This is a genomic window from Sedimenticola selenatireducens (assembly GCF_007625115.1).
GTDB lineage: Bacteria > Pseudomonadota > Gammaproteobacteria > Chromatiales > Chromatiaceae > Sedimenticola > Sedimenticola selenatireducens_A.
Genome location: NZ_VMNH01000016.1, coordinates 31,324 through 42,387, shown reverse-complemented (window position 1 = coordinate 42,387; position 11,064 = coordinate 31,324). Strand labels below are relative to the sequence as shown.

11 protein-coding genes are annotated in these 11,064 nt (G+C 49.6%); 4 read left to right on the top strand and 7 right to left on the bottom strand.

The window, feature by feature from the left end; genetic code table 11:
- Positions 1–8: 8 nt before the first annotated feature.
- Genes FHP88_RS12580 through FHP88_RS12550 form a run of 7 tightly spaced genes read right to left on the bottom strand, consistent with a single transcriptional unit; the run spans position 9 to position 6,145 of the window.
- Entirely contained in the window at positions 9–941 is a 933-nt protein-coding gene (locus FHP88_RS12580; RefSeq protein ID WP_144359430.1) for an NAD-dependent epimerase/dehydratase family protein, read from the bottom strand.
- A gap of 15 nt (positions 942–956) precedes the next feature.
- A complete protein-coding gene (locus FHP88_RS12575; RefSeq protein ID WP_144359429.1) occupies positions 957–1,895 on the bottom strand; it encodes an NAD-dependent epimerase/dehydratase family protein in 939 nt (312 codons plus the stop codon).
- A gap of 19 nt (positions 1,896–1,914) precedes the next feature.
- Positions 1,915–3,012 carry a non-hydrolyzing UDP-N-acetylglucosamine 2-epimerase gene (wecB, locus tag FHP88_RS12570; protein ID WP_144359428.1) on the bottom strand — a complete coding sequence of 366 codons (1,098 nt, stop codon included), beginning with the start codon at positions 3,010–3,012 and terminating at the stop codon, positions 1,915–1,917.
- Positions 3,009–4,121, bottom strand: a complete 1,113-nt coding sequence (locus FHP88_RS12565) for a DegT/DnrJ/EryC1/StrS family aminotransferase (protein WP_144359427.1) — start codon at positions 4,119–4,121, stop codon at positions 3,009–3,011. The genes wecB and FHP88_RS12565 overlap by 4 nt, the downstream gene beginning before the upstream one ends.
- Complete coding sequence (locus FHP88_RS12560; protein ID WP_144359426.1) at positions 4,118–4,699, bottom strand: acyltransferase; 582 nt, start codon at positions 4,697–4,699, stop codon at positions 4,118–4,120. Before FHP88_RS12560 ends, FHP88_RS12565 begins: the two co-directional genes overlap by 4 nt.
- 2 nt (positions 4,700–4,701) lie before the next feature.
- Entirely contained in the window at positions 4,702–5,751 is a 1,050-nt protein-coding gene (locus FHP88_RS12555) for a Gfo/Idh/MocA family protein (RefSeq protein ID WP_144359425.1), read from the bottom strand.
- Between the two features lie 58 nt (positions 5,752–5,809).
- Positions 5,810–6,145: a MarR family EPS-associated transcriptional regulator gene (locus tag FHP88_RS12550; RefSeq protein ID WP_144359424.1), complete on the bottom strand. Its 336-nt coding sequence runs from the start codon at positions 6,143–6,145 to the stop codon at positions 5,810–5,812.
- Positions 6,146–6,478: 333 nt separating this feature from the next.
- Between FHP88_RS12550 and rfaH the strand changes: the two genes are divergently transcribed.
- The 4 genes from rfaH (at position 6,479) to FHP88_RS12530 (ending at position 11,053) form a co-directional block, all read left to right on the top strand.
- Positions 6,479–6,976 carry a transcription/translation regulatory transformer protein RfaH gene (rfaH, locus tag FHP88_RS12545; protein ID WP_186297710.1) on the top strand — a complete coding sequence of 166 codons (498 nt, stop codon included), beginning with the start codon at positions 6,479–6,481 and terminating at the stop codon, positions 6,974–6,976.
- A 267-nt stretch (positions 6,977–7,243) separates the two neighbouring features.
- Positions 7,244–8,977, top strand: coding sequence for a lipid A export permease/ATP-binding protein MsbA (gene msbA / locus FHP88_RS12540; protein WP_144359422.1), 1,734 nt, complete (start codon positions 7,244–7,246; stop codon positions 8,975–8,977).
- Between the two features lie 7 nt (positions 8,978–8,984).
- Entirely contained in the window at positions 8,985–9,908 is a 924-nt protein-coding gene (gene lpxL / locus FHP88_RS12535) for an LpxL/LpxP family Kdo(2)-lipid IV(A) lauroyl/palmitoleoyl acyltransferase (RefSeq protein ID WP_144359421.1), read from the top strand.
- Between the two features lie 44 nt (positions 9,909–9,952).
- Positions 9,953–11,053: a glycosyltransferase family 4 protein gene (locus FHP88_RS12530; RefSeq protein WP_144359420.1), complete on the top strand. Its 1,101-nt coding sequence runs from the start codon at positions 9,953–9,955 to the stop codon at positions 11,051–11,053.
- Positions 11,054–11,064 lie beyond the last annotated feature (11 nt).

Sequence of the window (11,064 nt, the reverse complement as noted above, 5' to 3'; positions counted from 1 at the left end):
AAAACCACTTATTTAATGGAAGGTGCCTTGAGATGGGAAAAAACATCGGAGATTCCATACTGGTCATACCAACTCAATTGACGCCGAATTGTCTCGGCAAACACCACTTGAGCCCTCCAACCAAAGGCACTATATGTTTCTGAAGGATCGAGCGACACGACAGGCACATCATCAGCCGATGGGGGAACAACAGGTACATCAATGCTTCCTAGTTCAAGATATTCAGCTACCAAATCAAAAATTTCCTTGATCGAATGGGCCTCACCACTTGCAATATTGAACGTACCTGTCGGGGCATCTTCTTTAATTGCCAAATCCATGAAACTAAGAAAATCACTCATATCAAGAAAATCACGGGCTGTATCAGAACAAAAACAACTCTGACCTGCTTTAAGGCGCTTGTAGAAAGTGGGTATTGGTCCAATGGCTAGCCTAGGCCCCGTAACATTGGCAATCCTCAGGCTTAATGTCGGCACACCTGAAAGCCGCATAAACGCCTCACCAGCCGTTTTCGTTATCCCATAACTGGTAAATGGGGCTGTAGGGTGTGAGACGGGAATGGGCAGTTGACTAGGATCCCCATAACATAAAGCTGTCTGAAAATTAATCAGCCTTTTGACCTTATGCGCTCTTGAAGCCATAGCCACATTCGCACTACCAATAACGTTAGTCTGACTATCCTCGATCCAGTCATCTGGATCCTTGTAGGATGCAGCGGAGTGAATAACAATCTCCGGACTGAAAGCTGCAAAGCAGTCATTTACAAAAACAGCGTCCGCAACGCTTCCTTCCATTACTGTCAGACCAGGGATTTCTGGAACAACCTCCCTCTTCCCAGTAGCAAAATTATCAATAACAAATATTTCGTGGCCTTGCGGGATAAAATGCTCCATCAGGTTTGAGCCTAGGCACCCGGCGCCACCGGTGATAAGGATACGCATGAATCAGTCCTTCAATTAATCTTTATCTTGTAACCTGAGATGCGTGTATTCACCCAGAGTGCCATGCTCCATGTAATACGCGATTGCTTCAGAAACGGTTTTCTGTAATGGGGTAAACTGAATATCCCCAAAATCCTTGAAAGTACGCGATGGATCAAGGAGGATTGAATAAACATCATCCGGACCAATCTCATGCACATCCGCCTGCGGACGCCCCGGCACATCCATTGCGTCTACAACAGCATCATAAAGCTCTTGGATTTCGATATCCGTGCCTGACGAAAAATGATAGGCGCCATGTCCAACACCATCACATGCCTTAACGGTCACTTCCGCCAGATCCTTGACAAAAACAAAGTCTCTGCGAGATTTCGTAACGAAGCATTTTTTATTGTCTTTAAGACGTTGATAGAAAATAGGTAGCGGGCCGGCAACATTTCGCGGGCCAATGACATTCGCCAGCCTGAAGGTGACATAGTCAATCCCGGAAAGCTCAATGTAGTATTCGTTTGCTGTTTTGGAGATAGCGTAGCTACTGCCAGCAGGATTGCGCGGGTGATCAAGCCTGATAGGTTGCTGCATTGGCTTGAGGCCATAGCAAAGCGCTGTCTGATAATAAACGAATCTTTTAACATCAAACTTCTTGGCCAAATCGACCATCAAAGTCCCACCCACACAATTCGTCAGCGTGTCATTATACCAATCATCCGGATCCTTATAGGAACACGCGGCATGAACGATTGCGTCAGGCCTAAAATCGCCAATCAATTGCTCCATCAGTGGCTTGTTGGCAATGCTATCGATTACGACGGTGAGATTAGGATGCTCCACCAGATGCTCACGCCGGCCGGTTGCCAAGTTATCAACCACAATGACCTGATCACCACGCTCAAGCAACATCTCAACAACATGAGACCCTATTTGCCCAAGGCCTCCTGTAACAAATGCTTTCATGATTTCTCCTTATTGGAAATTAATTGATTAAGCCTTGCTCAACCAAGGCTGCTACGATCTTGTTTGCTGCGTCACCCTGCCCATAGGGTTCCACAGATGTCGGCTCGGGACGCGCTGTAAGGAATGAATTCGCTGCAGCAGTGATTGCTGAGGCTGAGGCACCTACCAATCGATTCCAGCCTAACTCAACCGTTTCACCCCACTCAGTTTCATCTCGCATCGTGATGCAGGGCACCCCATAGAAGAACGCCTCTTTCTGCACACCACCAGAGTCTGTCAGAATCATCTGTGCGGCCTGTTCAAGTACCACCATATCAAGAAAAGCCAAAGGCTCAGTAATCTTTACCTCACCAAGCGCCTCCGCCAATCCATGATCGGAAATTAGATTACGGGTTCGCGGATGAAGCGGCATGACAACAGGAATGGTATGCGCCAACTCACCTAATGCTGTCACTATTGCTGTCAATCGCTCGAGACTATCCGTATTTTCTGCTCGATGACATGTCGCTAATGCAAAACCCCGTTCGTTCAATCCAAGCTCTTGTAAAATCGCACTTTGTTTTCGCGCCTGGTGACGATAAAACTGGGCGACATCAAACATGACATCTCCGACGTTAAAAACACCCGCTGTAATACCTTCTGACTTCAGATTCTCAGCGGCCGTTTCAGTCGGACAAAAAAGCATTGCTGACAAGCGATCGGCAACAATGCGATTAACTTCCTCTGGCATACGCATGTTGTATGAGCGGAGACCGGCTTCCACATGTGCCACAGGTATGTGCAGTTTCGCAGCCGAAAGAGCGCCCGCAAGTGTTGAATTCGTATCACCGTAGATAAGAACCAAATCTGGAGACTCATCAAGCAGAACTTTTTCAATTGCCTCAAGCATGCGCCCTGTCATCGCGCCATGCTGGCCACCGGAAATTTCAAGATTGTAACGCGGGTGAGGAATATCGAGTTCTTCAAAGAAAACCTTAGACATGTTCTCATCGAAATGCTGACCGGTATGCACAATAACTTCTTCGAGCACTCCAGTATAATCTTCCCGTATCACACGCGATATTGCAGCTGCCTTGATGAACTGGGGGCGCGCACCGACAATAGTGACAATTTTCATTGGCCGAGATCGACTTGGCTCTGCAGCGTCTTGACAACAAGCTCTTGATCTATGCTTTTAAGATCAGGTCCCATAGGAAGGCTCATAACTTTGCGCGCGATCTCATCAGAAACAGGGGTCAGTTGCTCATCGGAAAGATTGCTATATGCAGGTTGCTGATTCAATGGCACCGGGTAATGTACGGCCGTTGGAATACCACACCCATTTAATCCTGTCAGCAATGCCTCTCGACTTTCAACTAAAATGCTATATTGCGCAAAAACGCTGCTATTATGTGGCTCGACGTATGGCGTTATGACCGCAGGACAGTATTTATTTAACAATTCTGTATATCTTGATCCAATAATTTGACGCTGCGCCACTTCCCAGTCGAAGCGATCTAGCTTGGCCAATATAATCGCCGCTTGCAGGGTGTCCAGACGACCATTAATACCAACTCTTGGATGATGATACCGACGATCCTGTCCATGCACACGTATTTCGCGCATTGCCTTGGCCAGTTCATCATCATCGGTAAACAGCGCACCTCCATCGCCATAACCTCCCAACGGCTTACTTGGAAAGAAACTGGTTGAACCCACTGTGCTCAGGGCACAAGATTTATGGCCTTTGTAGGTTGCACCAAAGGATTGAGCCCCATCCTCGATTACGGGCAACCCATGCTTGTCAGCTATAGCGTTAATTGCATCCATATCCGCACACTGTCCATACAGACTAACCGGCATGATCGCTCGTGTTTTTGGGGTAATGGCCTCCTCTATTTTCCCAGGATCAATGTTGTATGTTCTGGGATCAATATCCACAAACACGGGCTTTGCACCTAACAGGGCGATCATTTCACCCGTAGCCACAAAGGTAAACGGCGTAGTGATGACTTCATCACCGGGACCGATACCCAGAGCCATCATGGCAATGAGTAGTGAATCGGTTCCACTGCTGACTGCAATACAGTGCTTAACACCAACATAGAGTGCCAGCTTTTCCTCAAGCTCTCCAACCTCAGGCCCCATGATGTACTGTCCATGATCAAGCACCCTGTTTATGCGCTCTTGTATTTGTGGCTTTAGCGCCTGGTACTGGGTCTTCAGATCAATAAAAGGGATGCTCATGCGTTTACGCACTCCAGGATCGTTCCATTCAGGGTGTAATGTTGCCCACTATGTGGGCAGGTATATTCTGCGCTTCCATCCAACGGTAGAGGAATCTGCTCACCATACTCGCTCATCCAACCAACCTGCTTTGCAGGAACGCCCACGATAAGGGCATAGGCGGGCACATCTTTATTAACCACCGCACCCGCACCGATGAACGCATATTGTCCGACTGTAACGCCACACACGATGGTGCAATTTGCACCTAAGGTAGCTCCTTTTTTTACAAGAGTATCTCGATATTCATTTTTACGTTCGATCAACGATCGAGGGTTGTAGACGTTAGTAAACACCATGCTTGGACCACAAAACACGCCTTCCTCCAACGTGACATTATCATACACAGAGACGTTGTTCTGGATCTTACAGTTGTTGCCTATAACAACCTTGTTACCTACAAAAACATTCTGACCCAGTGAGCAGTTATCACCAATCTGGGCACCAGCACATACATGAACAAAATGCCAGATACGGGAACCCGCACCTATTTTGGCGCCTTCGTCTACGATCGCGCTCTGATGAATTGAATATTCCATTTTTAGTATTCCAGTGGCAGTGAAACCGTGTTTCCGTCCCGAGCCGAAAGATAGGCTGCAATCAATAACTCAAGGGATTTTAGCCCCTCACGACCATCCGTCTCAGGTTCTGCTTCACCCCTCATAACATCAATCACATTCTTGTAGTAAAGTGGATGCCCAAAACCATAAACGGATGTGGTTTCATAATTTGCTGTCTGGATATGCTCGTCATAATCGCGCGGCTCATCAAACTCCCAGCGCTGAATATCATTCACTGCAACACCCCCCACCCGAACAGTGCCCTTTTCACCAAGTATCGTAATGCTGCCTTCCAGGTTTTTCGGGTACGTCAGCATCGTCACACTCATCGAACCCAGTGCACCACTGCGCCAACGTAGATTCAGAACACCCGTATCCTCGACCTCAATATCCCGGGTCGTACTCATCATGGCCTGTATCTTGTCTACCGGACCGATCAGCCAGTCCAACAGATCCACATAATGGCTAGCCTGATTCATAAAAGCGCCCCCGTCGAACTCCCAGGTACCGCGCCATTTCGCCTGATCATAGTAATCCTGGGGGCGAGTCCAGAATACATTCAGATGGACCATATGGATCTTGCCAAAGCGCTTCTCACTAATCGCCCGCTTCAGCAATTGCAGCGTGGTATTGCGGCGATTCTGCTTAACCACAAAAAGGCGGACATTGGCCTCATCACACGCCCTGACCATGCGCACACCGTCCTGCCAACGAGTTGCCATCGGCTTTTCAGTCATCACATGGACTTTATGCTTCGCTGCAAGCGCAGCCTGATCTGGATGTATACCGCTGGGGGTGCAAAGCACCACCATATCTAACTGCTCAGTATTGAGCATCTCCTCAAAGTACTGGTAGCCCGGCACCTGGTATTGCTCCGCGTGCTTTGCCAGCACTTTTGCATCGGTGTCACACACGGAGGCAAGTTCAATATTACCAGCGTGTTTTTCTATTGAACCAAAGTGATTCTTTGATATACGGCCACAACCTACGATGGCGATACGAATTTTTCTATTTTGAATATATGGGAACATTATTTTGAACTCTTAATGACTTTAGCTCTAACAGGACTCACGGTGCCGTTCATCCCACTTAAGTAAATTCTTTTTGTAAAGCCTCGATTTCAGCCTTTAGCATTTCGTACTCATACAGCTTGCGCTTAAGGAACCGGGCGGTAAGTCCCGCTTTTTCAGTAATCCCCATTGGCGTTAACAGGTATACATAACCCATTTTATTCTTGCTGTTCTGAAAGTTTTGGATTTTTACCAGTCCTTTGTCCACCAAAGCCCGCAAGCAGAAATTCACACCACCCAGACTGATGCCTAGCGCCTCAGCAATCTCGCGCTGAGTCATATCGGGATTCTCGTCCAGAAGTCGCAGCACGCGAAACCGTGTATCTTCTTTCACTGAGGTGTGACGACTAGCCATCGATTCTGATGTACTCCACAATTTTTTTATTTCAGGCAGGCTACCGCAGGATTATGCGCTGCCGCACATCCTGAATCACGGTATAGACGAAACAACTAACAGGATCAGCAATCTGTTCAGTCTTGAACATGGTAACCCATTACTCAGAACAGCACAGCCCATATCTGATGAACTTATTCACATTTTTTGCAGACCGAATGGATTTTCGCCTGTTTAGTAGATTCTGCGACGAAAGAATTCCATTTCTCCTTAGTTATATGGTTGAACACTCGAAGAATTACACCCAATATAGTGACATACGAGAAAATCATGTTTTTTAGAAAGGGATTCCTTATGAAAAACCAAACAGCCTGGCACCTCATACACACCAAGCCGCGCCAGGAAAAGACCGCATGTGAACAACTGGAGAGGCAGGGCTTTACCACCTATCTACCCTTAATTCGACAGCAGGGCCCAACCAACCAACAAATAATCCCTCTCTTTCCCCGCTATCTGTTTATTCGCCTAACAGCCGGACTGGATGACTGGACCCCCATTAGATCAACCCGGGGGGTAAGCTCCCTGGTACGCGTAGGCATGAATCCAGCCATAATCTCCGAGCATTTAATCAAAGCTATCCAACAGAGAGCAGATGGCGATGGCTTTCACAAACCCGCGACTAAAAAGCTCACCAAAGGTGATCGAATAAGACTGATAAGCGGCCCCTTTGCAGAGTATGAGGCCATTTTCAGTGAACAGCGCGCTGAAAACCGGGCGATTATCCTGCTCAATCTGATCGGCAAACAAAATCGCATCGAAGTGCCGACAGAAAGCTTCATCATTTGTAATTAAGCCGTTTACCCCCTATTACCAATAGACTAACCACACCCCCAAAACAGAAACCGTTGGGTTCATTTCGCCTAGTTAGGCACCCTCGTGATTACTCTACGAATGCCGATCGAATACGGCAAAACAAACTCAACCTCTATACAAATCGGCTACAGCTCGAAAAACCCGTGCAACCAAGACGTATTTTCGGTTATCATTCGCACCACGCCGCTGCTAATAACCCTTTTTAAACAGACACTTAAAACCTGACACAGGGCCCGCCTCAACCCGATGACTTCCCTCATCCAGTACAAAAGACTGCTTCAATACGTTCGCCCACACTGGCGGGTATTCCTTGTCTCTATTCTGGGCACCATCGTGCTGGCCGCAACCCAACCAGCGATGCCCTACCTGATGAAGCCTCTTCTGGATGGCAGTTTTGTCGATAAAGATCCACAGATGATCCTCCTGGTGCCGATTCTGTTAATCGGTTTAGCCCTGATTCAGGGCCTTGCCACCTTGGTCAGCTCGCTGGCGATGGAGTCAGTGGCCACTCAAGTGGTATTCAATTTACGTGAACTGATGCTGCAAAAGCTGCTCGTACTACCGACGCGGTTTTACGATAACAACTCTGCCGGCGTAGTGTTGTCGAAAGTCACCTATAACGTAGAGCAGCTCACCAGTTCCGCTTCCAATGTCATCGTCACACTGGTACGGGACTCACTCTCGATTATTGGCCTGCTTGGCCTGATGCTCTATCTCAACTGGAAGCTCACCCTGATTGCCTTCGCGCTGATACCCGCTGTAGCCTTCTTTGTGCGTGTTGTGAGTAAGCGCTTACGCACGATTAACCGCGCACTGCAAAACCGCATGGGCGAGATGACCCATGTCTTGGAGGAGGTAATCACCGGCAGCAAGGTGATCAAGTTATTTGGCGGTCAAGCACATGAGGCACGCCGTTTTTTCGACGCGGCCAACAAGGTAAGACAGTTCAAGATGAAGGCCGCCTTAGCCCACAACAGCAGCGTCCAGATAAACCACTTGGTAGCCGTCTGCGGTCTGGCGTTGATGGCCTACCTTTCAGCCCAACAGTCTGCAGCAGGTGGATTTACCGTGGGAGAATTCGTCGCCTTCTTTGGCTCCATGGCCATGATCCTCTCCCCGCTAAAAAAGCTCACCAGCATCAACAATGAGCTACAAAGAGGGCTTGCGGCAGCGGAGAGCGTCTTTGAGCTGCTTGATCAGCAACCTGAAATTGATACGGGCACACAATCACTCCCCGCCGTCACCGGCGCACTGGAGTGGCGCAATCTTGACTTCAACTACGGAACCGACACCCAATCTGCCCTTAGCGGCATCGCGCTCAAGGTTGCGCCGGGGGAAAATATTGCCCTGGTAGGTCCTTCAGGCAGTGGCAAAACCACAATGGCCAACCTGATTCCACTGTTTTATCGCCCCAGCCAAGGTCAGATCCTGATCGATCATATTGATATCTGTGAAATCCCCCTTTCCACCCTGCGCGCCAACGTCTCCCTGGTTTCTCAAGACGTATTCCTATTTAACGACAGCATCAAGGCGAATATCGCCTACGGCATTAACCAAGATGCCACGGATGAACAGATTTTTGAGGCCGCCAAAGCCGCCAATATTCTTGAGTTTATCAATCAGATGCCCGACGGCATGGAAACAACCATTGGCGACAATGGGGTACGACTCTCCGGAGGACAGCGTCAACGCCTGGCAATTGCGCGCGCTTTGCTCAAGGACGCCCCAATCCTGATCCTGGATGAGGCGACCTCTGCCCTGGATACTGAATCAGAGCAACTTATACAGGATGCGATGGACCGACTGCGAGCCGGGAGAACAACCCTGACCATCGCACATCGGCTCTCAACGATCGAAAATGCCGATCGTATTGCCGTACTGAAAGAGGGTCGTATTGTTGAGCTTGGCAGCCATTCTGAGCTGCTGGCCCAAGGCGGTCTTTATAGTAAGCTGCACAAAATCCAGTTCTCCACCGGGTAAGCAAGCAATGAGGCAGACACAGGAAGCGCCTTTCCCCTGGCGGAAATATATTCATCCCCGTTTTTGGCCAACGTGGATCGGTCTCGCCATCCTGCGCCTGCTCAGCCTGCTCCCCTATTCAAGTCAACTGCGACTTGGAAAAAGAGTAGGAAGAGTGGCGCAAAAAGTCCTGAAGAAAAGGGCTCATATCGCCCGCACCAATATACGCCTCTGCTTCCCGCAAAAAACATCTGCCGAACAAGAACAGTTGCTTTCAGATCATTTCGAAGCGGCTGGAATGGGCATATTCGAGTCAACCCTCTCTTGGTGGGGCAGTAACGAGCAGCTAAAAGACCTGGTTACCATCGAAGGTATTGAGCATTTGCAGCAAGCCAAGGCCGAAGGAAAAGGCGTGGTATTAATCACCGGTCATTTCTGCACACTGGAACTGGCCGGCCACATGCTCAGCCTGCATAACTTGATGGGTGCCATGTATCGCCCTATGAAGAACCCGCTCATGGACCAGATCATTCTGCGCGCCAGAAAGCGCCGGCTGACCCCGGTATTCGAACGAGGCGACATTCGCACCATGACACGAAGCCTGCGTAAAGGAGAGGCTGTTTTTTACGCTTACGACCAAAACTATGGCTTGGACCACGCCCAATTTGTCCCCTTTTTCGGCATCCCCGCCGCCACCATTACCACCACCTCCCGGTTTGCAACTATGGGCAAGGCGCTAGTGATACCCTATTTCCCAAAGCGCATGCCGGATGGCCACTACGTGATTCATGTCCACCCTCCCTTGGCCAACTTTCCTTCGGGAGATGAATTCCAGGACACCGTACGCATTAATGCACTGCTTGAACAGGCTATCATCGCAGCCCCTGAACAGTATTTCTGGGTCCATCGGCGTTTCAAAACGCGCCCGGCTGGATATGATCCGGTATACTAATAGGTTTACAGAGTTCACTCCCAAAAACCAAGGTCACGACAAGCATGCGCATTGCCCTGATTACTGCCGATTTCGCCCCCAACATCGGGGGAGTCGCATCACATGTGGTCGAGCTAGGCAAGGCCCTGGCCGAACTGGGCGAAGAGGTACATGTCATAACCCGTCCGCTGGGAGATATGCGCGAAGCCAACCAAACCTGGCAAGGCATGCAGGTGCATCGACCCAAGATCCCGCGCGGGCAACCGCTCTATGGCTGGCTATTGGGGCGCTGGCTGAAGAAATTTTGTCGTGAGTATCAACCTGACATTCTGCATGTGCATGGATTGCGGCCACTCGAAGCCAGCCGAAATATGCCCGTTCCGGTGATTTTTACCAATCACACATCGGGCTACCTGAAAAGAGTCGCCAAGGGAGCCCATGAACAGAAACGCATCGCCCGTCGCTTGACGCATATTGCACATGTACTGGCACCCAGCCAGGAGCTGTGCGATGCGACCAAGGCAGTAGGGTATTCTGGGCCGATCGATTTTATTGCCAACGGAGTCGATACAGACCGATTCACACCCAATGCCAGCCCACTGAGAGACCGATTAGGCATTCAGGAAGACGAAGTGATCGTGCTACTGGCCCGGCGACTGGTGGAAAAGAACGGCGTTACGGTGTTCGCCGAAGCGGTCTCCGCACTGAAAGATCAACCCGTACGACTGCTATTTGCCGGCGATGGCAGTGAGCAGGAAAAAGTTGAGACTATCCTCAAGCAAAATGACTTGTATGGTAAAAGCATTTTCATGGGAGCTGTTCCCAATCCTGACATGCCCGATGTCTACCGAGCCGCCGACATTTCAGTGCTTCCCTCCTTCATGGAGGCCACCAGCATAACCGGCCTTGAGTCCATGGCGTGTGGCCTGCCGCTGGTCGGCACCCGTGTTGGTGGGATACCCACATTAGTAACGGAAGGGGAAACTGGTCTTCTGGTAGAACCCGGCAATCCGGTAGCACTCGGTGAGGCCATGCGCACCCTGGTTGAAAACCCAGCTCAACGCCAGGCCATGGGACAAGCCGCACGACAACGTGCCGTAAACCATTTTTCATGGTCGCACATCGCTACTGCCACACGTGATATTTACAGAAAATATAGCCACTAAGGACAGCACCT